At 39.8% G+C, this 23,416-nt stretch carries 23 protein-coding genes; 10 read left to right on the forward strand and 13 right to left on the reverse strand.

From position 1 onward, the window contains the following. The first annotated feature begins 66 nt into the window (after positions 1–66). Entirely contained in the window at positions 67–615 is a 549-nt protein-coding gene (locus H6G57_RS01210) for a hypothetical protein (RefSeq protein WP_190515352.1), read from the forward strand. Between the two features lie 86 nt (positions 616–701). On the opposite strand, the gene H6G57_RS01215 is transcribed toward H6G57_RS01210, so the two are convergent. Both H6G57_RS01215 and thrC read right to left on the reverse strand, forming a co-directional pair. Next, positions 702–977, reverse strand: a complete 276-nt coding sequence (locus tag H6G57_RS01215; protein WP_190515354.1) for a MoaD/ThiS family protein — start codon at positions 975–977, stop codon at positions 702–704. A gap of 108 nt (positions 978–1,085) precedes the next feature. Further along, entirely contained in the window at positions 1,086–2,390 is a 1,305-nt protein-coding gene (gene thrC / locus H6G57_RS01220; RefSeq protein ID WP_190515356.1) for a threonine synthase, read from the reverse strand. Positions 2,391–2,752: 362 nt separating this feature from the next. Between thrC and murC the strand changes: the two genes are divergently transcribed. From murC to H6G57_RS01240, 4 genes are all read left to right on the forward strand, one after another. Continuing rightward, entirely contained in the window at positions 2,753–4,357 is a 1,605-nt protein-coding gene (murC, locus tag H6G57_RS01225; protein ID WP_190515358.1) for a UDP-N-acetylmuramate--L-alanine ligase, read from the forward strand. 52 nt (positions 4,358–4,409) lie between these two features. Then, on the forward strand, positions 4,410–5,372 hold the full coding sequence (gene murB / locus H6G57_RS01230) for a UDP-N-acetylmuramate dehydrogenase (protein ID WP_190515360.1): 963 nt from the start codon (positions 4,410–4,412) through the stop codon (positions 5,370–5,372). A 141-nt stretch (positions 5,373–5,513) separates the two neighbouring features. Further along, positions 5,514–5,861, forward strand: coding sequence for a YbaB/EbfC family nucleoid-associated protein (locus tag H6G57_RS01235; RefSeq protein ID WP_190515361.1), 348 nt, complete (start codon positions 5,514–5,516; stop codon positions 5,859–5,861). 155 nt (positions 5,862–6,016) lie between these two features. Continuing rightward, positions 6,017–6,511 carry a low molecular weight protein-tyrosine-phosphatase gene (locus H6G57_RS01240; RefSeq protein WP_190515363.1) on the forward strand — a complete coding sequence of 165 codons (495 nt, stop codon included), beginning with the start codon at positions 6,017–6,019 and terminating at the stop codon, positions 6,509–6,511. A 68-nt stretch (positions 6,512–6,579) separates the two neighbouring features. On the opposite strand, the gene H6G57_RS01245 is transcribed toward H6G57_RS01240, so the two are convergent. The 5 genes from H6G57_RS01245 to H6G57_RS01265 all read right to left on the reverse strand — a co-directional run bounded on the left by H6G57_RS01245 (position 6,580) and on the right by H6G57_RS01265 (position 11,565). Continuing rightward, complete coding sequence (locus tag H6G57_RS01245; protein WP_190515365.1) at positions 6,580–6,795, reverse strand: FeoA family protein; 216 nt, start codon at positions 6,793–6,795, stop codon at positions 6,580–6,582. Continuing rightward, positions 6,796–8,259: a ferrous iron transporter B gene (locus H6G57_RS01250; RefSeq protein ID WP_190515367.1), complete on the reverse strand. Its 1,464-nt coding sequence runs from the start codon at positions 8,257–8,259 to the stop codon at positions 6,796–6,798. It lies immediately after the preceding gene. Next, positions 8,189–8,851 carry a FeoB small GTPase domain-containing protein gene (locus tag H6G57_RS01255; RefSeq protein ID WP_190515368.1) on the reverse strand — a complete coding sequence of 221 codons (663 nt, stop codon included), beginning with the start codon at positions 8,849–8,851 and terminating at the stop codon, positions 8,189–8,191. The genes H6G57_RS01250 and H6G57_RS01255 overlap by 71 nt, the downstream gene beginning before the upstream one ends. Before the next feature lie 341 nt (positions 8,852–9,192). Further along, positions 9,193–9,861 carry a response regulator transcription factor gene (locus H6G57_RS01260; protein WP_190515370.1) on the reverse strand — a complete coding sequence of 223 codons (669 nt, stop codon included), beginning with the start codon at positions 9,859–9,861 and terminating at the stop codon, positions 9,193–9,195. Positions 9,862–9,978: 117 nt separating this feature from the next. After that, a complete protein-coding gene (locus tag H6G57_RS01265) occupies positions 9,979–11,565 on the reverse strand; it encodes a glucose-6-phosphate isomerase (RefSeq protein WP_190515372.1) in 1,587 nt (528 codons plus the stop codon). Positions 11,566–11,704: 139 nt separating this feature from the next. Here H6G57_RS01265 and H6G57_RS01270 point away from each other — a divergent pair, with 139 nt between their 5' ends. Next, the gene (locus tag H6G57_RS01270) at positions 11,705–12,334 is read left to right on the forward strand and encodes a ParA family protein (RefSeq protein ID WP_190515374.1); all 630 of its coding nucleotides are present in this window, start codon (positions 11,705–11,707) and stop codon (positions 12,332–12,334) included. Positions 12,335–12,364: 30 nt separating this feature from the next. Here the strand turns inward: H6G57_RS01270 and H6G57_RS01275 are convergent, their stop codons facing one another. After that, positions 12,365–13,429 (reverse strand): hypothetical protein, encoded by a 1,065-nt coding sequence (locus tag H6G57_RS01275; RefSeq protein WP_190515376.1) that lies wholly within the window; start codon positions 13,427–13,429, stop codon positions 12,365–12,367. A gap of 340 nt (positions 13,430–13,769) precedes the next feature. Here H6G57_RS01275 and H6G57_RS01280 point away from each other — a divergent pair, with 340 nt between their 5' ends. Continuing rightward, positions 13,770–14,450, forward strand: coding sequence for a response regulator transcription factor (locus H6G57_RS01280; RefSeq protein ID WP_190515378.1), 681 nt, complete (start codon positions 13,770–13,772; stop codon positions 14,448–14,450). A gap of 107 nt (positions 14,451–14,557) precedes the next feature. Next, complete coding sequence (locus tag H6G57_RS01285) at positions 14,558–14,854, forward strand: putative quinol monooxygenase (RefSeq protein WP_190515379.1); 297 nt, start codon at positions 14,558–14,560, stop codon at positions 14,852–14,854. Here the strand turns inward: H6G57_RS01285 and H6G57_RS01290 are convergent. Both H6G57_RS01290 and H6G57_RS01295 read right to left on the reverse strand, forming a co-directional pair. Next, positions 14,836–16,149: an O-antigen ligase gene (locus tag H6G57_RS01290; RefSeq protein WP_190515381.1), complete on the reverse strand. Its 1,314-nt coding sequence runs from the start codon at positions 16,147–16,149 to the stop codon at positions 14,836–14,838. The two genes, H6G57_RS01285 and H6G57_RS01290, sit on opposite strands and share 19 nt — an antisense overlap. A 34-nt stretch (positions 16,150–16,183) precedes the next feature. Next, positions 16,184–17,023 carry a YaaW family protein gene (locus H6G57_RS01295; RefSeq protein WP_190515383.1) on the reverse strand — a complete coding sequence of 280 codons (840 nt, stop codon included), beginning with the start codon at positions 17,021–17,023 and terminating at the stop codon, positions 16,184–16,186. Positions 17,024–17,149: 126 nt separating this feature from the next. Here H6G57_RS01295 and H6G57_RS01300 point away from each other — a divergent pair, with 126 nt between their 5' ends. Further along, a complete protein-coding gene (locus H6G57_RS01300) occupies positions 17,150–18,220 on the forward strand; it encodes an NAD(P)/FAD-dependent oxidoreductase (RefSeq protein WP_190515385.1) in 1,071 nt (356 codons plus the stop codon). Between the two features lie 144 nt (positions 18,221–18,364). Beyond that, the gene (locus H6G57_RS01305; RefSeq protein WP_190515387.1) at positions 18,365–20,434 is read left to right on the forward strand and encodes a cation:proton antiporter; all 2,070 of its coding nucleotides are present in this window, start codon (positions 18,365–18,367) and stop codon (positions 20,432–20,434) included. A gap of 28 nt (positions 20,435–20,462) precedes the next feature. Here the strand turns inward: H6G57_RS01305 and H6G57_RS01310 are convergent, their stop codons facing one another. From H6G57_RS01310 to H6G57_RS01320, 3 genes are read right to left on the reverse strand one after another with little or no spacing between them, the layout of a single operon-like run. Continuing rightward, positions 20,463–21,872: a cytochrome c biogenesis protein gene (locus H6G57_RS01310; RefSeq protein ID WP_190515388.1), complete on the reverse strand. Its 1,410-nt coding sequence runs from the start codon at positions 21,870–21,872 to the stop codon at positions 20,463–20,465. A gap of 17 nt (positions 21,873–21,889) precedes the next feature. Further along, positions 21,890–22,627, reverse strand: a complete 738-nt coding sequence (locus tag H6G57_RS01315) for a cytochrome c biogenesis protein CcdA (protein ID WP_190516268.1) — start codon at positions 22,625–22,627, stop codon at positions 21,890–21,892. A gap of 58 nt (positions 22,628–22,685) precedes the next feature. After that, positions 22,686–23,369: a pentapeptide repeat-containing protein gene (locus H6G57_RS01320; RefSeq protein WP_190515390.1), complete on the reverse strand. Its 684-nt coding sequence runs from the start codon at positions 23,367–23,369 to the stop codon at positions 22,686–22,688. Positions 23,370–23,416: the final 47 nt, after the last annotated feature.

A 23,416-nucleotide genomic window follows, 5' to 3' on the forward strand; every position in this document is an offset into this window, starting at 1 on the left:
ATTTCACTGGGTTTTTCGGGTTAATCACTGATGATGGTATTCAGTTAATTCAGGAGAACCCAACTTATGCTACCGTTAAATCTAGTGTTAAATTTGGATAGGGATTTTACCACAGTTCAGGATATTACAACAGAAATTCATCATTATTTAAGAACTTCCGCCTCTATTATTGCTTCCTCATCTTATTTGCTCCAAGTCGCTTTGACCCAAGAAAAGAAAGTTGCTAAGTCCCCGGTAGAATATATAACACTGATTCAAGATGCGGCCCACTGTTTAGAAAACAATTGTTATCGGGTGATAGAAACAATTAATCAAACCAATTCTAATAGTTTGGCTCTTAACCGCATTCGGTTATATTTAGATAAAATGATCTGTTTTTGCCAAAAAATTTTACTAGATTTAGAGACGCTTTTAAATTCTAAGTATCTCGGTGAACTCAATTCTGTAAACGAAAAGTCTGAACTGATCAATTTAGTAGCGGGTTTAAATCAATGGGCGATGCAAATGACGGATGTGTTAAGTTCTCAACGATTTAATGATTATGTTCAACAGTTTGCTCAAGGCTTGTTAATGCAGTCTAGCGACGATGGTTTTGGGGAGTATCAATCTGCATGATCATATTAATCCTCAATTTTTATAGTATAAAACAAGGACATGGTGTGAATCATGTCCTAAAAAATATCTATTAATATTAAACCCAATTAACCTCCCGCAACCGCCGGAACAATACTAACTTCATCTCCTTGTTGAAGTTCAGTGTTTGCTCCTTGTAAAAAGCGAATATCTTCACTATTGACATAGAAATTCAAAAACTTACGGGGTTTTCCCTCGTCATCACAGAGACTTTTTTTAATCCCTGGACATTGGGTTTCTAAGGAATTAATTAATTCCGAAATATTAGAAGCTTCACACTCAATTACGGCTTCATTGTTGGTAAATTTTTGCAGGGGTGTGGGAATTAAAACTTTAACAGTCATAGGTTCAACAAAACTACAAATGAATGGATTTAGGTCAGTAGAAACGTTTCCAAGAACGCCTCTACTGTTCGGATATTCTAGGCAAGTTTGGGTTTAACACCGTGAAGGCTAAACTAACACTTGTTGCCATTCCAGACGGTCTAAGGTGCGAGCTCGTTCAATTGCCCGTTCAAAACTTTCTAATTTCGGTTCAATGGTTAAGGGTTCACCGACATCCCCTTGCACGGCTTCTTGGGTTTTTAAGCCATTGCCTGTAATATAAACAACGGTGGTTTCTTCAGGGTCAATTTTACCTGCTTCTACCAATTTTTTCAAGACGGCAATTGTAGTTCCGCCTGCGGTTTCGGTAAAAATTCCTTCCGTTTCGGCTAATAATTTAATGCCTTGAATAACTTCTTCATCGTTGACGCATTCAATATTTCCGTTGGTTTTGTTCGCTAATTCAACCGCATAAACTCCATCAGCAGGATTGCCAATGGCAATGGATTTAGCAATGGTATTGGGTTTAACCGGAGTAATAAAATCTCGTCCTTCTTTAAAAGCAGAAGCCACTGGAGAACAACCTTCTGCTTGTGCTCCACTGAAACGCACGGGTTTGTCATCCACTAAACCGACTTTGACGAATTCTTGAAAACCTTTATGAATTTTGGTAAACAGGGAACCGGAAGCAATGGGGGCGACAACATGGTCGGGTAATTTCCAGCCCAGTTGTTCAATCACTTCATAGCCAAGGGTTTTTGATCCTTCAGAATAGTAGGGACGCAGGTTAATATTCACAAAGCCCCAACCATGAGTATTGGCCACTTCTGAACACAGGCGATTAACTTGATCATAATTGCCTTTAACGGCCATTAAAATCGGGTTATAGATTAAGGTTCCTAAAATTTTACCCGCTTCTAAGTCCGCCGGGACAAACACACAACAGTCCAAACCTGCTCTTGCAGCAATGGCGGCGGTGGAGTTGGCTAAATTTCCGGTACTGGCGCAGGAAACCGTCGAAAAGCCTAATTCTCTAGCCCGACTTAGAGCAACGGACACCACCCGGTCTTTGAAGCTCAGGGTGGGCATATTCACAGCATCGTTTTTAATATAAAGATTTTTCAAACCCAGGCGACGGGCTAACCGTTCTGACTTAATCAGGGGGGTCATTCCGGTTCCAACATCAATCACATTCTCAGTAGCGACAGGAAGAAACTTGCGATAACGCCAAATGGAGTTAGGGCCAGCTTCAATGGTAGCGCGAGTCACGGTTTGGCGGAGCAGGTCATAGTTATATTGAACTTCTAGGGGGCCAAAACACACTTCACAAACGTGCTTGGCTTCGGGGGCGTATTCTTCGCCACACTCTTTACATTTGAGTTTGTCAAAAGTCGCCCCGGTTAAGTTTAAGTTGTTGGTGGTTGCCTGAGTCATGACCTGTCCTCCACTGAAAATCCGATACTGGAATGTTGAAAACAAAGTATCACAGTCTACAAATAGCCGTCAATCATACCCGACTTTTTTTGTCGGGATTAAAATCAAGTTGAACAATTTCCGGTCAAGATTCACCGCTCCGTCTCCTGAATCCCTTCATTGATTTAGGGGGACTCCGGTGATTTCTGAACTCAGGGGGTATATAGTATACAACTACTGAGAGAACTCAATTCACCTAAATCTAAAGATGCTAGATTACAAAGACCATCTGAGAAATGTTGGCTGAGGAGTATCGGTAAAAAACAATTCTTGATATGATATCGCGTGTTATTGGTGTGGTGTGGTGTGATAAGGAGTGATCGATGCCGAGTTCTGTTGATTTCACTGGGAGGCCATTTCACTTCATCGGGATTGGTGGGATTGGAATGTCAGCCCTCGCCTACATCCTAGCGAAGCGAAAGCTACCCATTTATGGCTCGGATATTCAACGTAGCCATATTACTCAACGCTTACAAGCGTTAGGTGCTCAAATCTTTTGTCATCAAGATGCAAGCAACTTTGAGTACATTAAACAATCCCTAGATGAAGGGAATCCCAAACCCAGTTCCCCAAGGTCACGAGGAGTAGAGTTATCAGTCTGTGAAAATGGATTGAACTCCCGGTCTGCTTCCGTCATTCAAGCGGAAACTTTTAATTCTAATGGCAAGACCAAACGGTCGCAAGAATTACCCCAGGTGATTTGTTCTACTGCCATCCATGCGGGAAACTCCGAATATCAAGCTGCTTTAGAGTTGGGCTGTCCGATTTTTCACCGTTCCGATTTACTAGCCGCGCTGATTCAAGATTACCAAAGTATTGCTGTGGCTGGAACCCATGGAAAAACCACCACCAGCAGTATGATTGCCTTCATGTTGCTCAACGCAGGTCTTGATCCCACAATTTTAGTTGGGGGAGAAGTGGATGCGTGGGAAGGGAATGCTCGTATGGGTCAGGGGCCTTATATGGTGGCTGAAGCCGATGAATCCGATGGTTCCCTGGTCAAAATCACGGCTCAAATCGGCGTAATTACCAATATTGAGTTAGACCATCCCGATCACTATGAAACCCTAGACCAAGTAATCAATACTTTTAAAGTCTTTGATACCAACTGTAAAACCCTAGTGGGTTGTATCGATTGTGCAATAGTACGGGATCAAATTCAACCCAGTATTACCTACAGCCTGAATCCTCACACAGAAGCTGATTACACTGCCAAAGCCATCGAATATAGACCCAATGGTATCTATGCTCAAATTGTGGAAAAAGGCAGTTTCTTGGGAGAGCTAGAGTTAAAATTGCTAGGGCAGCATAATCTCAGCAATGCCTTAGCTGCGATTGCGGTAGGACGCCAGTTAGGAATGGAGTTTTCCGTCATAGCCAAGGCATTAGCGGAATTTGAAGGAGCCAAACGTCGTTTTGAGTACCGAGGGTGTCACAACAACATCTTGTTTGTAGACGATTACGCCCATCATCCCAGCGAAATCCGAGTCACCCTCGCCGCTGCCCGCCTTCGGATGCAAGAAAGCACCTTAAACACTCAACCTCACCTTCAGCGTATTGTTGCGATTTTTCAACCCCATCGGTATAGTCGAACTCATGCCTTTCTGCAAGATTTTGCTCAGTGTTTCAGTGATGCTGATGTTGTTGTTCTCACCGAGATTTATAGTGCTGGGGAACCTAATCTTTGGGAAATTGACGGGCTCATGGTAGCAGACTTGATTGCCAATTACCATCCTCAAGTGTTATATCAACCCTCGATGGATGCCCTGAAGATCGGTTTAGCACAACTATTGCAACCTGGCGATTTAGTTCTCTTTCTCGGTGCAGGCAACCTCAACAAAATTATTCCAGAAGTTATGGCATTTTATCAGACTTCCCAGGACACTGGTGGGATAGAGCCAGAGTGCCAACACGCGCTTTTGGATTGAGTTGATAGTCAATCGGTGATTTACATCCAAGTTCTAAGGTATTCATTTCGATATGGTCATGACACTTTCTTATGACTCTCCCGGTCAAACGAATTGCAAAGTTCCACGCTGCATAGCCTTACCGGAAACAGACTGTTTGATTCAATCTTTAGTTCCTTTAACCACCTTGACATCCTTTCGGGTTGGAGGGCCCGCCGAGTGGTATGTCGCACCTAAAGGGGTAGAACAACTCCAAGAAACCCTGAGTTGGGCCAATACTGAAGGATTGCCCATCACCCTACTCGGCGCCGGATCAAATTTACTGATTAGTGATCAAGGGTTATCGGGATTAGTGATTGCAACTCGCCATTTACGTCATGCCCAGTTTGATGTAGAAGCTGGGTTACTCACGGCTGGGGCTGGCAGTTCCCTGCCTCGTCTGGCTTGGAAAGCGGCTCGTTTGGGATGGCGAGGGTTGGAGTGGGCTGTGGGTATCCCTGGAACCATCGGTGGTGCGGTGGTTATGAATGCAGGTGCTCATAAATCCTGTACCGCAGATATTTTAGTTAATACTCATGTTCTATCGAGGGCTGGAGACTTACAACTCCTCACCCCTAAAGATCTAGCCTATCGTTATCGAACCTCGATTTTACAAGGAGGTGATCGGTTTGTGACTCAAGCGACCTTCCAGTTAGAACCGGGTCATGATCCCCAGAAGGTTCTAGCAGATACAACGGCTCATTTTAATCACCGTCGCGATAATCAACCTTATCATCTACCGAGTTGTGGCAGTGTTTTTCGCAATCCTGGCCCGAAAGCGGCGGGTTGGCTGATTGAACAAACGGGTTTAAAAGGCTACACCATTGGCCAAGCTCAGGTAGCAGAACGCCACGCCAATTTTATTCTCAATTGTGGGGGAGCAACGGCCAACGATATCTTCTTGTTAATTCGTCATATTCAAGAACAAGTTGAACGGCAGTGGTCGTTTTTATTAGAACCGGAGGTTAAAATTATGGGTGATTTTCAAGTTTGTTAATCTTTATGTTGGAGACCGTTGGGGGTAATTTCTTCCCCCAGGATGCAGTTAATCAGCCCCAAAAAATGCTACTATAGCTTACCTGTCTGCGGTTCACTTTAATCAATATTCAAGGCGTTCTCGGCGCTACAGGAACAAACTATGACACAAGATAAAGGATTTGGTTTTGGTCTAGGCAAAATGAAAGAACTCGCTGATGCCTTCAAAAAGGCGCAGCAGGTTCAAGAGGGAGCGAAAAAGCTTCAAGAAGAGCTTGATGATTTGGAAATTCTTGGGGAAGCTGGAGGAGGCTTGGTCAAGGTTTACTTAAGTGGAAATCAAGAACCCCGTCGAGTCGAAATTTCACCGGATGTCTTAGGAGAAGGTGCTGATGTCCTCTCTGCACTGGTTCTCGTTGCCATGCAAGAAGCGTATAAGAACTCTACGAAGACGATGCGGGAACGGATGGAAGAACTGACAGGAGGTTTGAATTTACCTGGATTAGGTTAAAGTCTCAAGGACAAGGGAGAAAGAATCGAGGGGGAGAAGACGCGGAGAACAGTTAAAAACCAGCCTTTTGACTAAGCTACAAATCTCACAGGTGGCTTCTCTACGGCTTCTAACTCCTCATTTTTTAACTTTATTTTTAACTTTATTTTTAACTTATGCCTTACAAACTCCTCTTTGTTTGCCTGGGTAATATTTGCCGTTCTCCGTCGGCTGAGAATATTATGAATCATTTAATTGATCAGGCAAATTTGAGCGATCGCATTATTTGTGATTCCGCCGGAACCTCAAGTTATCATATTGGCAGTCCCCCAGATCGACGCATGACCCAAGCGGCAAACCAACGGGGAATTAAAATGACCGGAAAAGCGCGTCAATTTAAACGAGATGATTTTGAACAGTTTGATTTAATCTTAGCAATGGATCAAGACAATTATCAAAATATTCTCTATCTTGATCCATCAGGAAAATATCGCCACAAAGTTAAATTAATGTGTGAATTCTGTCGTCATCACACCCTAAAAGAGGTTCCAGATCCCTATTATGGGGGCGCAGAAGGATTTAATCAAGTGATTGATTTATTATTAGATTCTTGTGCTGGATTGTTAGAATTTGTGATTCAAGAGCAAGGATTAAAAGATTTCACCGCCTAGGTTTGCTGCCTCAGTCTTTGTCCTAACTATTCTGACAAATACTGATAGAAAGGCGGGAAAAAATTCTTCTACTGAATATAAATTCGTTCTGCCGTCTCTTGGTCTAAGGTCGCACGAGTTCTACCAATTTTAATAATATAGGAAGGGAACTTCTGCTCTAATTGAATATTAATTCCGGGCATAATTCCCAAGGCCATTAACTTTCTCATTAAGGCTTCATCCTCTGTTTTTAAGCAAGAAATGATTCCTGTTTTTCCCGTTTTAACCGATGATAATGCCATCATTTAGAAACTGACTCCTAAAATATTTAACGCTAAGTTAGTGCAGTACCCAACAAGAAATGCAAAGGGAAAGATGAAGGAAGTCATTAATATTGTTGTTAGGGTTCCTCGTTCTTTCAACATCATTTGTAATTGAGCAATACAAGGTAAAAACAACGTCAACACAATTGCGGCAATAAACAGTTGATTTCCATTAAAAATCCCCTGTTGCTGCATATCAAATAATCCCGCCGCCCCATAATCTCGTCGGAAGAAGCCATATAAGAAAATAGGGGCTGCTTCCGAGGGAAGTCCTAAACTTAAGCTAATCGGTTCTAGCCCGCGAACTAAGATATCAAATAACCCCGTTAATCGTCCCAACCAGATTAACACGGATGCAAAAATAAATAAAGGTAAAATTTCATAAAAATACCACTTCATTCGCACCCAAGTTTTGATCACAATATTTCTAAATTTAGGAATTCTTAACGGCGGAATTTCCATATAAAATCCCGCAGGTTTTCCAGGGAGGAGTTTTGAAGTTAAAAACCCCATCACCAAGAAAATAACCGTTAAAAATACAGCCCAAGCGATTAATGCCATTGGTTTTTGGGATAATAATCCCACAATTACGCCCCATTGTGCCGCACAAGGAATCGCTAAGGACAGTAAAAAAGTCGCAATTAATCGTTCTCGATTAGTTTCTAAGGTGCGTGTTACCATCGTTGCCATCGTATCACACCCAAACCCTAAAACAATCGGAATTACAGACCGTCCTGATAATCCAATAGATTTGAATACCCGGTCTAACATCAGAGATAATCGAGGTAAATAACCGCTATCTTCTAAAAGGGAAAACATTAAAAAGAACGTAGCGACAACGGGTAAAACAATTGCGGTCGCATAGCGAATTCCCAAGGTAATAATCCCATAGTCATTTCCGATTAAATCCTGTATCGGTTCCCAAGGAAAAATTAAGGCTGTTATCTGATTAACAACGGGATTAATCTGTTGTTCAAAGAAGGTTTCAATCAGATCAACTAAGGTTCCCGCCCCAAATTCTCCAACAAATTTATAAACTCCATAATACAAAATAATCAATAAAATTGGAAATCCAGTAATCGGATTAACAGTAATTTGATGGAGTTTTTCAGTGAATAGGGTTTTTTCCTGGGGAGGTTCAGAAACAACGTCTTTTTCTAGGTTCCAGGCTTGTTCTTGACGAGTATGAGCAATGGCGGTAGAAACAGGTTCTTTTAATTGATTTTGAGCCGCCGTTAGAATAATCTCTACCTCTTGATATCGTTGTTGATCCTGTTGAAGCAATTGCCAAAGGTTGGGATCTTTTTGCAGCAGTAATAACGCTAAACTTCGCCGAGAAATGGCATAATTATCAACCCAATTGGGAAGAGAATCTTCAGAAAACAGAGACTCGATTTGCGTGATAGCGCTCTCGATGGGTTGCGGATAAATCACGGGACTCAACATGGTCTACAATCCTTTGTTTTAACTGGCGTAATCCTTGGTTTAAAGCGGCGGCCATTGTGACAATGGGGATACCTAATTTTCTTTCTAAATCTTCAGTTTCAATCCCTAACCCTAATTGTTTGGCTTCATCCATCATATTGATAGCGAGTAACACAGGTAAACCGGTTTCCATCAGTTGAAAGGTTAGGGGTAACATTCGACTTAAGTTTTTAGCATCCACAACATGAACGACTAAATCAAACCATTCGTTCATTAATAAATCTCTGGATACTTTTTCTTCTTCAGTAATTGGAATTAAAGAATACATTCCAGGGGTATCCACAACGGTAATCGGGGTATTACCCAATTTAATTTCTCCCCGTGAGACTTCTACCGTTGTCCCTGGATAGTTAGAAACGGTAACATAAGTCCCTGTTAAGCCGTTAAAGACAACGCTTTTACCGACATTTGGCATTCCAACTAAGGCAATTTTGGGGATTTTGTGGGGTTCTGTCAATTTTTCCGGTTGTTTCTTGAGATATTTTCTCAAGAATTTAGGCAAAAACTGGGGAGAGTGACTTGAACAGTGGGCGGAACATTTGTGACATTCCATAATATTGAGTTCCAAATCAATAAATATTTAGCTTACACCCGATTTCGTTGATTTCGCTTATTTTGCTTTCGGCATTGAAGCTCAACAGTGGGAGCGTCCTCCCTCGCAAGCGAAGAGAGATCTTGCTGCGTGTATAAGTTCTATAGGTGAATTATAGAACCAATCTCGAACAAAACGAGTGAAGAACTGTAAATATTTTTAAGAATCCTAGAGAATTGTTATAATAATTCCCGAAAATTGTGATTTTGTGATAGTGGAACAGGCATCTTGCCTGTCAACCTGTCAACCTGTCAACCTCTGTAAACGCTAGGCAGTCTATCATTACTTATCGCTATAAAATGTCAAGAAATCAAGTTGTGTTTTAGAGCAAACCGGATCAACTCAGCCCGATTATTACTATCCGTCTTTCTGAATAAACTACTAACATACTTTTCTACAGTTCTGGGACTAAGGTGTAAATGATCACCAATAGCAATATTAGACAGCCCTTCTGCTAATAAATCCAGCACTTGCTGTTCTCGTTGGGTTAGACTAATCTCCAAGGTTGGCTGTGACTTCACCGCTACAGGTTCTAAAGCCATATCGGGGACATCAATCACCGTATCGGCCAAACGGACTCGCCATTCAGACTCAATTAATTGCGATCGCTCTAATAAAGAACGAATCACCACCCCCAACTCTTCCAACTCAAAGGGTTTGGGTAAATAATTATCACATCCTAATTGATACCCTCGGATGCGTTCTTTCGTGCTGGTATGAGCGGTTAAAAAAATCACCGGAAGCAGACGAAAGACAGGACGAGCGCGGACTCGCTTGATTAGTTCATAGCCATCCATCTCAGGCATCGCAATATCCGTGACGATGAGGTGGGGCTGATATTGCTCCACCAGGCGCAGTGCCTCCTGACCATTCTCTGCGGCAATCACTGAATAACCGGAAATGTCCAGGTAATCACTAATCGAGAGACGAGTCCCTAAATCATCATCAACAACTAAAATTGTTAAAGGCATAGGGACACTGAAGAGATGGGGAGATAAGGAGATAGGGGGACAAGGGGACGGGGGGAAGAGAAGTAATCGTCAACTATTAATCGTTAACACTCAAGCCCCTCTTCCTGCCAAATCCCCTTATTTATAGCTTGCCATTAAGTTAGCGGGTTTTCCTAGATCTCCTTCTAAAAATACTCCACGTTGATTGGCGGCTAAATGTCGCAGAATTTTATAAATAGCTTCAGTTTGATCAGGAACTCCTGCCTGCTGTGCTAAGGTTTCCAGGGAAAGAGGTTGACCTGCATTTCGTAGGACTTGAATAATTTGTTGTTGTAAGTCCAAAATGACGGCCGCCGCTTTTTTACCTGCCTCAACACCCGGTTGATGGTAAGCGTTAATATTCACTAACGAGGCATATAAACCTACAGCCCGATCATACAAAGCAATTAAAGCACCTACGATTTGGGGATTCACTTCCGGGACTGTAATTGTAATCGAATCTCGATGATTTTCATACAATGCCTGTCGGGTTCCTTGTAAAAATCCCGATAAATAATCCCCAGATGTTACCCCCGGTTCTATTTCAATTGAGGTAGCGGATCGATCTTTTAACACTTCAATTAATGTGGCAAAAAAGTTAGGAACCCCTTCGCGTAATTGTTGAACATAGGCGTGTTGATCCGTCGATCCTTTATTGCCATAAACCGCAATTCCTTGATAAACAAGATTGCCATCCAGGTCTTTTTCCTTCCCCAAGGATTCCATAACTAACTGTTGTAAATAGCGACTAAACAACAGCAAACTATCCTTATAGGGCAAAACCACCATATCTTTTTCACCCTTTCCATTTCCGGCATAATACCAAGCCAAAGCCAATAAAGCTGCTGGATTAGTTTTAACATCGGGTTTGCGGGTGGCGATGTCCATTTCCTTCGCTCCGACTAACATCCCCCGAATATCAATGCCTTGTAGGGCCGCAGGTAATAGCCCAACGGCTGATAATTCCGAAGTCCGTCCCCCCACCCAATCCGCCATCGGAAAGGTCGTTAACCAGCCTTCAGCGTGGGCTTGTTGATCCAATTTACTGCCGACTCCAGTAACAGCAACGGCTTGTTTAGCAAACTCCAAATTTTGGGTCGCAAAGGCGTTTCGTACCTCAATCATGCCGTTACGGGGTTCTGGAGTGCCACCAGATTTAGAAATCACCAGCACGAGGGTACTGTTGAGACGATCGCCAATTCTAGCTAAAACCCGATCAATGCCTGTGGGATCGCTGTTATCGATAAAATGGATATTCAGGGCGGGATGTTCAGGGGCTAAGGCTTCAGCTACAAACTGGGGGCCTAAAGCCGATCCCCCAATGCCAATGGATAAAATATCCGTGAATTTTGGGGTTTGAGGCGGTTTAACTTCGCCTTGATGAACCTTTTGAGCAAAGGTTTCAATGTTTTCTAAGGTTTCAACAATTTCTTGCTTCAGGTCGGGAGTCGGAGCTAGATCGGGGTCGCGTAACCAATAATGACCGACCATGCGGTTTTCATCTGGGTTAGCGATCGCCCCTTGTTCCAAAGCCTCCATCGCTTTAAAAGCTTGATCAAATTTGGGCAATAAGGATGCAACAAACTCATCGTCGAATCGCATTCGACTGATATCTAGGTACAGTCCTAAGCCGTCATGATAGTATAGCCAATCTTGGTAGCGTTGCCAGAGTGCAGTGGCATCCATAGTCTTACATTCCGCTATATTGATTTTTAGCTTAAGGGATAACTGATTCAGATTAACTCTTTTTCGGCTAACGATTAACGGTTAAGGCTGACTGCTTGATAAACTAGACTGAAGTTCCCTTGTGACCGGATCTGCAACTATGGCCAAAATTCTAGTGATCGCCAACGGCAAAGGAGGAGTGGGCAAAACCACAACCGCCATTAATCTGGCTGCAATTCTTGCCAATAACTTTACCACGCTCTTGGTGGATACAGACCCCCAGGGTTCGGCCTGTTGGTGGGCTGAACAAGGTCAAGGGGGGGATATGCCCTTTGAGCATTCGTCTGAAACTGACGCTAGTTTATTGTCTCGGTTGAAGCAGGTGACGGATTATGAATTAGTGGTGGTGGACACCCCTCCGGCGTTAAAATCCGATGGGTTATTGGCCGTTGTGCAAGTGGCCGATTATTTAGTGTTACCGACCCAAGCCGCACCGATGGATTTAGTGGCATTAATTGAAACGGTGAAATCGACTATTATTCCCTCCCAGGTTCCCCATCGGGTGTTAATGACGAAGGTTGATCCTCGCAGTTTAGGGGATGCCTTTGAAGCCCAAAAATCCTTACAAGAAGCGGGTATTCCCGTGTTTAAAAATATTATTCGAGCTTATAAAGCCCATGAACGGTGTCCGTTAGAAGGGGTGCCAATTATTCAAGCGAAAAGTCATAATGCTAGAGAAGCCGCTTCGGATTATCGACGGGTTGCGGTGGAATTATTGAAGAGTTTATAGGGGAAATATGAATTCATTAAAATCTGGGTTTTAATCTTTTGTAGTAGCAGTAATTAAATTGACCAAAAAATCATACATGGGCTGAATCAATTTATCAATTTGGGATTGAAAAAATTTTTGATAGGTAGAACCTGTATCTCTGAGAGCATTTCCGAGCATTGCGGTTTTGTATTCATTTTGAGTGAACATCCTAAACTCAAGAATATCATCCTGAGTAGACATCAAAAAATTCCTAAAAACAAAATCTTCTATTGTTTTGATTTCTTTTTCTACAGCAACAAAATCATTATAAAAACTGGGGTAATAATCACACAATTCAACATAAGCGATGTCTAATTGTTCTTTCAATATTTCTTTACGAATGCTTTTTCGGACTCTCTGAAGTTGTTTCCACAAATAATCTCTTGTTTTAATTACATCAAAATCTTCAGCTAACATTTCGCTGGATTTGACAAAATAAGGCTGAATATCTTCGTAATAAAATCCATAAAGCTCTATCATGCGTTGGAGTTGAGCTAGAGTTTTAGCCGCAGCAAGCCTAACTTTAGATATTTCTATTTTCGAGTGATCAGTATGATTAGCCTGTTCTAGTTTTCCTTCTAACTCTTGAATTTTCAGGTTGGCTTGTTCTAAGGAAAATTCTAGTTCTTGAACTTTTTCGTAGAGATTAGGCGGGTCACTATAATTTTCAACAAGTTTGATTTTTTCGGGTTGACGACACTGCCATTCCTGATCAAATTGTTGCAAATTCAATTCTTTATGTTTTCGTTCATGCCAAAGCTTGAGTGTAAAATGCCAGTTTTCTGACCCTTTTTTATGGATACGATGATCTTCCAAAATTTCCAAAAAATATTCAAGGCGTTTAAGTGCTTCTTTGATTTGCTCTTTGGTTAACTGACAGCCTGGGATTAAAGTTGTTAATGCTTGCAGAGATCTCACATTCGTCTGAACAATCAGCCATTTCTCTGTTTGCCAATTCAACTTAATTTGAAGATATTCTTTGCCCTTGAGTTCATCATTAGCGTAAGCCAGAATTGCTGATAGAAGGCATTTAGTTTGCTTTTGAGCGAGCGGGCCATAGCTAGTTCTTGGCATTGATCACCTCTCAAAATTCTCAAATTTTGCTGATCAAGCTACTGGTTGATATTAAATATTAACTCAATGAACGGCTAACATCAGCTATCATCCCATTGTATGACTAATCAGCTTCTATTGTCATCAGTAAAATTCAACTCAATCGTTTTTTTATCCTTAAAATTTACAGACTGGCTCTAAAAACTTAGGGGAATTTCCTAACTGATACAGTTCCCTTAACTCTACTTTTCCTCAATTCTACAAAGATCCTAGCTACTAAAGATTAGAGTTTGCTTGAGGGAAATCCCCTAGAGTATTTTAAGACTATAGATGATTCACCTATTTACTTAACCCTGTAGCCATGACATCAGCAAAGATTCTTGTAGTTGATGATGATCCAGCCATCAGAAATTTAATTAATCGCTATCTGAGTCAACAAAATTACCAACTGGAGGTTGCACAGGATGGTGATACAGCATTAAAAGTTTTTGAACAGTTCAACCCTGATTTAGTGATACTAGATTTGAATTTGCCGGATACAACGGGTTTAATATTATGTCGAGAAATGCAAAGTCGAACCCATGTCTTTATTCTAATGCTAACCAGTGAACAAGATCCCAAACTTGGGTTAAAAGTAGGAGCCGATGATTTTGTAACGAAACCCTTTGATTTAGAAGAATTAAGTCTGCGGATAAAGGCTATTTTGAAGCGTCAACGGTCAATGACTGATTTAGAAGTTCAAAGCCTAACATATCGAGATTTAATCATTAATCCGAATCGCCGAGAAGTTTATGTTAAAGGTGAATTAGTTTTATTAAGTGCGTTGGATTTTAATCTACTGTATTGTTTAGCTCGTAAACCCGGTCGAGCTTGGAAACGAACAGAATTGTTACAACAAGTTTGGGGTTATCAGGATGAGAGCAATGATCGTGGAAGGTTAATTGATGTTCATATTGGCCACATTCGCCAAAAAATTGAACCTGATCCTAAAAATCCTTCTTTTATTCAAACGGTGCGTTCTGTGGGTTATCGGTTCGATTAAATTCCGGGTAAACGGTTCCTGAAATTTCAGTAGAAATTAAATCATAATCTAGCAAAATATTCAGCAAAAATGATAAAATATAAACTGAATTTAAGGAGAACTTAAAAATGACTCAACCCTTGCAGGTTATAGCCCATGTTGTGGCGTTACCGGATAAAATAGAAGCCTTAAAAGCGGTATTATTGGCGTTAGTTGAACCGACTCGCCAAGAATCAGGTTGTTTGCAATATGATTTATTACAAAATCAACAGGATTTGACTGATTTTACCTTTGTAGAACAATGGGAAACTTTAGAACATTTACAAAACCATTTAGCCAGTGTTCATCTGCAAAAAGCTTTAACTCAAATTGAAGGTTTAGTGGCGAGTCCGCCGGATATTCGGCGTTATGATAAAATTTTATAAGGGTTAGTTTTTTGAATTGTACAAGCTACTCCCCAAATGCCTGATAAAATTAGCCAGCCGTAGGTATTGACTCGAAAATCAAATAAGGTGACATCAAAACAGTTAAATAAAATTAACGCTAAAAAGGTAATTAAATAGCTATAATAAATTAATCGGTCTGAAGGATTGATTAAGCTATTTTTTAACACTAAAAATCCTTGAGTTAATATGATACCCACAATCAGCATAAAAAATAGGGTTGTAGGAATCCCCATTTCTGCGAACATCATTAAAAATAAATTATGGGGATGACCTAACCAAACGTTCATTTTAGCTTCATAAAGGGGGGTAAAATTTCTGAGTCCCCATCCATTTAATGGGCGAGTTTGGGCTAAATTTAAAGCAAATTTCCATTGGGTAATTCTTAGGGTTTCTACGGGACGGACAAAATTTTGATCGGTAATTCTTTGCCAAAAATAAGCGGGGATAATGATTCTTAATCCTTCTTTAATTGGAGAGGGTGCAAAAGCTGACCCGAAAACGGCTGTTATTCCTGTACTAACTAATAGGATTAACCACCACCATCCTAAATATAACGCATAGGCTAAACTTGATAAAACTGCTAATCCCCAAGCATTACGAGAGTTTGTTAAAATTAAGTCAATTCCAGTTAATAATAAGGTAAATACTAAGAGGGTTATTCTCAAGTTATAACTTTGAATTGTAAAAATTGACGTTTGAGCTTTATTCCGCCATTCTTCTATCAATAATCCCAAGGTTAATGTAAAAATAATTACTAAATAGGCTGCAAAAATATTAGCATACATAAAGACGGATGACATTCGACCCGGAGGATTTCCATTGAGATGTAAACTCCAGCCTAAAATTCCTTGTAAAATATCAATTCCTGACCATCCTAAATACTGTTGTCCTAAACCTAAAATTCCAACGGGAATAGCCGAAAGAATCATTAACCCAGATAACCACCGCAGTTGATTTGCAGTTTGAATCATTTCACTTAACCCTGCAAATACAATAAAATAGGGGATAAAATTACTTAAACCAATAAAAGATTCAACTGGGTCATAAGCTAAAACAGAAATAATTATTAATAATAAACTTAAAATCGCTAACCCTTGATTAACGGGATTTTGACGAATGGATTTAAACTGGCGTTTCCAAGTTAGAAGGGTTGCAAAAACAAGGGCAATTCCGCCAAATGTGGGTAAAATTGGAAATAAAAATACCCCCCATTGTAAACAATTCCAAGGTAACTGTAATCGTTGTTCTGGGTGGGGTAAAAGGATTAATTTCATGACTTATAGCTCGTTATCAAACCTCAAATCAAGATTAAGTATAAGCCCAATCTGAACGGGTTAAACGAATTTGTGCTAAAGTAAAGATAGTAGGAATAATCCGCGCATAATTAGTTGAAATTGAGCGCCATCCTAAATCCGCAATTAACCACGTCCATAACAACGGCCCCAAGAAGGAAAATACACTCCGAGTTAACCCATATCTTGCCGCCGTAACCGCCATTCCTCGGTTTGCAGTTTGAATAGCAACATAATTTTTAAATTGGTTAGCTGCGGTGGCACTTCCCACAACTAAGGCTTCTTTTGCGATTTGATATTTAGCAAAATGTAAGGTAAATTGACGGGCAATTTGTCCTAAAATTATTGGTCTAATTACAGAATTAACGGCTACCAAACTTCCGGCTTTAAATAACCATCCTAACGGATCTTTTTGAGCCGAAATCGGTAAGGGTTTTAAAGGTCTTGTTTCTGTTAAAGCTTTTTGAACTTTTTGAGTTAAGTCGGCTTGTTCTGACTGGGGTAAACGTTTCCAAGCTTGACCTAAAAGATGTAAAAAAACTTCCGCCTCTAAATCTGAAGTTGACAGGTTTTTTGAATAAGAAATTTTCAAATAGTGGCAAACTTGAATTAAAGCTTGGCGGTAAGTGACCTGTTGCGTTTTTCTTCGCAGCACTGTTACCCCATCGGCGGCCAGGTAGCGAAAACGCTGTTCTAAGGCATCTAACCACGCTTCCCGGTCTCGACTTTGAACATCAATGGGATGGGGAGTTTGCACATAGTCTAAAGGGTTTAAACCCCGACTAAACAAGAGTTCTGTTAACTGCTCCAACTCCTCTTCTGTTGCCAGTTCCAATGCGGATCTTAGTTCATCCAAAGTTGATATCCTCCTCAATTCGGAGTTTTTCTCTGTCCTATTCTACTACTATTTGGGAAAATCTGCAAAAATAATCTTCATAATTTTCTGTATACTTATTCTTAAAATCAGGAGTCAATAATACCCATGAATTCAATAATATTTGATGTTGCCGTAATTGGTGCTGGAGTTTCCGGTTTAACCTGTGCTCAACAGTTTAAAAAAGCAGGATATAGTGTGATTATTTTAGATAAATCAAGAGGGGTAGGTGGACGAATGGCAACCCGACGACTATCAGGTACTCGCGCCGATCATGGGGTGCGTTATTTAGAAGCGAAAGGAGAACAATTACAACAGTTAATTGAACAATTAAAAACCTGTGAACCCTTAGAAAATCAACTCCAACTGTGGACAAATACTGTCTATGAGTTTAAAGATAACAAACTCCAAATTCCGGCTATTTCTCAACCGTATTATATCATTCCCTCTGGGATGAGTACGGTCGGAAAATTTTTAGCCCAGGGGTTAAATATTCGCTTAAATAGTCGCGTTAACGCATTAACGATTACTCCAGAAAAAACTTGGCAATGCCATATAGAATCAATCAATAGCAATGCGATAGAATCCTCAATTATAGCAAAATTTGTTGTTATTGCTATTCCTGCTCCTCAAGTGTTGATGTTATTAGAAGCCTCTAATATAGCCATTGAATCTAATTTTATAGCTTCGATTAAATCCGTTGAATACGATCCTTGCATTACAGTCATAGCCGGTTATTCCATTGATAAGAGTCAAGCTCTACCTAAATGGAGGGCCGTTAGTTTTTCTGATGATAAAATATTAGATTGGGTAGGAGTTGATAGTAGTAAACGCTTGAATCCCACACAACCTGTTTTTGTGATTCAGAGCAACAGAAACTTTGCAGAACAATATTTAGAAGAAACTGATTTAACTTTAGCCGGAGAACAGTTAATTCATCAAGCTGCAAATACTTTATTACCTGAGTTAAAAACTCCAGACTGGTTACAAATTCATCGTTGGCGTTATGGGTTTTGTCGGAAACCTTTAAGTGTTTCTTGTTTAACAACCCTAACCCCATTACCCTTAGTTTGTGCAGGAGATTGGTGTGGAGGGAATCAAATAGAAGGTGCGTTAAAATCTGGAATAGAAGCCACAAATTGGCTGCAAACTCAAACCTCTGTGTTAAAAAATCCATGAATCTATAGTAGAGACCTTTGATTAAATGCCTCTACTATGGGATAATAAAAAAACATCTCCAGAGGAATATAGCCACAAAGCCGATTCATCCTTTACAGTCTAAAAAGCTAGTTTGATTGAATTTAATTTATTTTTCTTTTGATTATGGGTAACTTTGCAGAAGTTTTAGCAGAACCGATTGTTCCATTTGCAGTTTTACTGTTGGTTATTTTAACGGTACCCATTCTATTTGAACGGTTGAAACTTCCTGGACTCATAGGATTATTAGTGGCTGGAGTTCTTTTAGGGCCCTATGGGTTAAAAATATTATCAACGGAATTACCGATGATGAAACTTCTATCGGACATTGGGTTACTTTACCTGATGTTTGTGGCTGGTTTAGAAGTGGATATTAAGCAATTTAAACGCCGGAAAGATCGCTCAATGGGGTTTGGTTTTTTAACCTTTGCAATTCCTCTGTCTGCGGGTATTTTAGTCGGTCGTTTATTTGGTTGGGATTGGAATGCCTCAATTTTAATTGGGTCTTTATTAGCTTCCCATACTTTATTAGCTTATCCCATTATTAGCAAATTAGGAGTTGTTAATAATGAAGCTGTTATTGTTACCATCGGAGCGACAATTTTTACAGATATTGGATCATTATTAGTCTTAGCAGTCTGTATAGCAGTTCATGCTGGAGACTTTTCAATTGCTAACATGGCTGCTCTGATTTTAGCCTTGGCAATTTATACGGCTGTTGTTTTGTTTGGTTTTGATTGGTTAGGTAGATTATTTTTTAATAAAATTGGTAAGGAAGAAGGAAACCAATTTTTATTTGTATTGTTAGTCGTTTTTCTGGCTTCTCTAGGTGCTCAATTAATTGGAGTTGAAAAAATTATTGGAGCGTTTTTAGCAGGATTAGCCGTTAATGAGGTGGTCGGAGAAGGAGCCGTTAAAGAAAAAGTTGTTTTTGTAGGAAGTGTTTTATTTATCCCTATCTTTTTTGTAGATTTAGGATTATTAATCGATTTACAAGGATTCCTCAAAAGTATATTATCCTTTGCCTTTCCCGCAACGATTGTGTTTGCTTTACTAGGAAGTAAATTTTTAGCTGCATTTTTTAGTAAATTACTTTATAAGTATACCAACCAAGAACTGTTAACCATGTGGTCATTATCTATTCCCCAGGTTGGAGCCACATTAGCCGCTGCTTTAGTGGGTTATAAAGCACAATTAATTAATGAAGAAGTTCTCAATAGTGTGATTGTATTATTGTTAGTTACGGCAACTTTAGGCCCTATTATTACGAGTCGAGTTGCTGTTGGACTTCCCCTTTCCTCAGCAGAACCCCATATAGAACCTGATTTTGAGGTTGGAGAAACTCTTCCACTCGCTCAAACTTTTACGGTTGTTGTTCCTGTTTATAATCCAAGTACAGAACGTAATTTAATAGAAATGGCAGCTTTATTTGCTAAAGGTCATTCTGGTCAAATTATTCCTCTAGCCATTACGGTTCCCCATGGAGGTAACATGGATGTTCCAGAATTAGAAACGGCTTTAAAAAAAGGTGAATTGCTTCTAGAAAAGGCTAAAGAATTAGCAACTACTTTACAAGTATCTTGCCAATCTTTATTAAGAATTGATGATAGTATTTCTCAAGGTATTGTTCGAGCAGCACGAGAACAAAAAGCGAATTTAATTGTGATGGGATGGGGACGCAGAAGAGGATTTCAAGCTCGTTTATTCGGAAATTTGATTGATGGTGTTTTATGGGATACTCATTGTCCTGTTGCCGTTTCTCGTTTATTAATCGAACCCCAACAAATCCAACGAGTTTTAGTTCCTGTGGAAAATTTAGGAGAAGAAACGGTGAGATTGTTAAAATTTGCAGAAGCATTAGGGAATTCGGGATTATCGATTACCATTTTGCATTTATGCGATCGCTCAACTTCTGACAAAGGGATGATTTGGATTCAATCTCAACTGGCTAAATTAACAGAAGAAAAAACGGCAACAAACGCAGCCAGAATAGAAATTGAGGTCAGACGAGGACACGATATTGTTCGACAAATTCTGACCGCTTCTGAGTCGGCTGATTTAGTGGTTCTCCGCGCAACTCGATATCGTACTGCTGCTGGATTAGCGGTTAGTGATATCACAAATCAATTGTTAGATCGTTTAACCTGTTCTGTTGTGATGTTAGGAGAACCCCCGCATATACGAGAGTTTTACTAAACCTAACAAAACTGGAATTTAGATCCATTTAACTTTGTAAATTTTCTGATAAATTACCTACAGAAAGTAAATTATTTTGATCTAAATCATTTAAGTCATCTAAAATGGCAACAATTTCCCGTTCAAAGGTGACTTTTGCTCGATTAGTTTTGCCTCCAATATATAAACGTTCTCCTTCTTTTAATGCCCAAATTTGAGAATGGGAAACATAACTCATGATCACACTAATCATTAACAACCCAAACCCTAAATAAACAATCGGAATCCCTGGATCTGCTTTAATTTGTAATCCCGTACTTCCAACTATTTCATCAATAAATAATGTCACCCCATCCACTTCGGTTGACATTCCCTCGCGGACGGTTGACACTAATTCACCCTTTCCGTTATAGACTAATACGGTTCCTTTTAAATCTTTAGCTAAGACAGAAACCCCGGCGCTTAAATCCGGTTTAATGGGAATCCAAGTCCCCCAAATTCGTCCTTGACCTCCGGTGTCTAAGGGAGCCATTGGTAAGCGAAATACAGGGCTTTTATTCACCCGCACTCGTAAGGCTCCAATACCCCAATCTGCTTGATAAAAAGTCACGCCTTGATATCGAAAAGGTTCGTTAACATGAATCGTTTTACGCTCAACTTCCTCCCCTTGTTTATTAATAACCGATAAATCCGAATAAAATTGATCAATTCTGCCATCAGGATCATAATCAATCCAAAATCGATTTACTTTAACCGCCCAATCTTTAGGGATTTGAGCCTGAGAAAATTGTCCCGCATCTAGGATATTTTTAACTTGAAAAATATTGCCACCGGGAACCATTTCTTGAGCCGTAAATCCCGTAATAGAGCCAATAATAGAACCTGCTAAAATAATTAACATACTGGCATGAACAACAATCGGCCCTATTCTTCCAATAATTCCCCGTCTAGCATAAAGTTTATTTCCATCTTGAAAGACTAAATAATGACGTTTTTTCAGTAAAGCTTCTAAAACTGTCAAAGAACCTGTGGTTAATTCAGCACTTAAAGCAATACTTTGAAATTGTTGGGGTTTATCGTAATAAGTCCAACGACGGGCTGATTTTAAAGTGGGTAATTGTCGGGTAAAGGTACAAGCCGTTAAGCTACTCCCAAATAACACTAAAAGCGATAAAAACCACCAAGTTCGATAAACATGATCCAACCCAATAAAAATAATAATTTTCCAAGTTAAAAACCCAAATAAAGCGGGATGTTCAGGATAATTGGATTGATAATATTCTAGGGATTGACCTTGTTCAAGCAGTGTTCCTGAAATACTAAAAACCGCAATTATTAATAATAGTAAAATAGCGAGTCTTAAATCTGCCAATTTTGGGAGAAGTTCTTTTTTCAACAATTTTTGAATTAAGGTTTCCCCCGCTCTTATTTTTTGAAATAATGAAAGTTCTGTCTCCATTTTATGTTCCTCTCTGATTAAGTAACGGGTAACAATCTAAACACAAGCGAAAATACACCAAATCCAACTAATAAAACGCCACTTGTCGGCGTAATCCAGTTTGACCATTTTCGCAGTTCTAGCATTTTTTTAATCGTGGCTGTAAAGGTTCCTGCTAATACTAAGGGTGCAACATAACCCACTGCATAAGCTAACAATAAAATTCCTCCTAAAATCATATCTCCTGTTGTAGAAACCCAGGCTAATAATGTTGCTAAAACGGGGGTACTACAGGGAGAAGCAACTAGCCCAAAAGTTAACCCTAATAAATAGGATTTCAAGCTTTGGGGAAACTGTTTAGGTATCCATCCCATTGTATCAAAAGCAGGCAGTTGTAAGGGCAAAGCTTCTAATAAATTTAACCCCATTAAAATTGCAATCACACTCACAATAATGGGTAAACCAAAGCCAATTTGACCATACACTTGTCCAACAAAAGATGCCAGAATTCCTAACCCAGCTAAGGTGGTAGCCAGTCCTAATGCAAACCAAATGGATTGAATGGCGGCTTGTTGTCGATTTTCAGTTTCATAACCGCCAATATAGCCAATGGTAATCGGTAACATGGACAACATACAAGGCGTTAAACTGGTCAACAAACCCGCCATAAAAATAACAGCAATACTCACCCAAGTTAGATGAGTTAGTTGGGTTTGAACCAGATCATTTGCCAGTTGTGCCAGTTCATACAATTTTGTTTGTAGGGTTTCTAGCATGACATGAATTAAGCGAGTCATTTCCTGGACTATTATAACGGATTTTAACCTTCAATGATTACTCATGAATTGAACCATCCGGCATGACAGCACCTTCTAAAATCACGGTTTCTAAATTAACCCCTTCTAGGTTTGCTCCTTCTAAATTAGCATTACTGAGATTTGTAAATTGAGGGGAATCTCGAAACAATAAGCTGTTTAATTCGGCAAAGCTTAAATTACTTTTTTCTAAGTTAGCATATTGTAAATTAGTGCCTCGTAAACTGGCATAAGTTAAATTCGCTTGCGTTAAGTTTGTTCCCCATAATCTGGCTCCCAATAAGGTTGATTTTTCTAAATTAGCATGAGTTAAATTAGCTAAAGTAAAATTCGCTTCTAATAAACTAGCATGGGTTAAATTGGCTTCTGATAGTTGAGTATGGCTGAGATTTGCTCCTAATAAATTGGCATTTTCTAAATGAGCGTTTCGCAAATTACCTCCTGATAAATTAGCATATCTTAAATTGGCATTTTTTAAATTTGCTTGTCTTAAATTTGCTCCTGACAACTGAGCATTCGATAAATCAAATCCTTCTAAATTCGCTCCTTCTAAGTTACAACTTTGCCAAAGGAATGAAGGACAAGCTTTAGTTTTAACTAATTGTTCTATCGTTTTGAGGTTGGTCGCCTCAGAGGGGACTGTCCAACCTAATATAAAACTCAGAATTAACCCTGTTTTAATCACGAAAGCAATCACTTTCATGGCGGAACTCAAATTTTAATCTTGACAAATCATAGTTTATCTCAAAA

Source organism: Planktothrix sp. FACHB-1365, assembly GCF_014697575.1.
Lineage (GTDB): Bacteria > Cyanobacteriota > Cyanobacteriia > Cyanobacteriales > Microcoleaceae > Planktothrix.